Genomic DNA, 798 nt, shown 5'->3' on the forward strand with positions numbered 1-798 from the left:
GCGTCATTTTCCAGATGGACTGGCAGGCCATAAGCAGCCAGCTTTTCATACCAGGAAAAGCCATGAATGTAAGGCACCGCGCTGATACCGCCAATGATGCCCGTCCGGCGGTCGACCGCTCCGGGAACGCTCATGGCAAGCCCTTCATAGCCTCCGGCTGACAGACAGCTGTCCAGCCAAGTCAGCAGCTCCTCTAAACAAGCGGGAGTTGCTATTTCTCTTTTTTCCAGTATCTTTCCTTCTTTTGACATAGCAGCAAACTGAACGCCTGTCCCGCCTATGTCTACTGTCGCAATGACCATAAATACCTCCTGCCTCCTTTATTCTCTTTCTCTTAAACGCTCGGTGCGGATTTCCTGCGGGCTGAGCAGGCCCGAGTCCTCTGCTCTTGGCTCTTCCAGCAGATCTAAGGCCGTCTGCGGCTGTTTCGTTACCCGAACCGTTTCCTGACTCATATTGTAATAGCGCAGCACTTGACCGTCTCCATCTTCTGCTGCCTTGTAGGCTGTCGGACAGATGGTGGCCAAGCTGAGTGCAGGATGCTCTAAGGTCTTGCCAGACGCTGGCACCTGACCCTTTTGTTTGGCAATCTGCAGAGCCGTCAAAGGCGTTTGGAAGGCCTTGGCCCGGCGATAGGCGGCAAAGCGGTCTGCTGGCTGATGGCATTCAATCGTGTATTCGACCTGAAAGTCACGAAGGCACTGCGCCTCGGGCGTTGGGAAATAGCCCCAATCCCCCAGTTCGCCTGTTGCCCGCAGGATGGTTACCGCAATGGTGTCATCGCCCAAAATCTCGTAT

2 protein-coding genes are annotated in these 798 nt (G+C 54.8%); both read right to left on the reverse strand.

Translation table 11 applies throughout. From position 1 onward, the window contains the following. Positions 1 to 302 (reverse strand): ROK family protein (locus tag STRDD11_RS14325; protein ID WP_241209351.1); only part of this gene is annotated, 302 nt, incomplete at its 3' end. Positions 303 to 320: 18 nt separating this feature from the next. Next, positions 321 to 798 (reverse strand): glycosyl hydrolase-related protein (locus STRDD11_RS14330; RefSeq protein WP_346962587.1); only part of this gene is annotated, 478 nt, incomplete at its 5' end.

The organism is Streptococcus sp. DD11 (assembly GCF_001578865.1).
GTDB lineage: Bacteria > Bacillota > Bacilli > Lactobacillales > Streptococcaceae > Streptococcus > Streptococcus panodentis.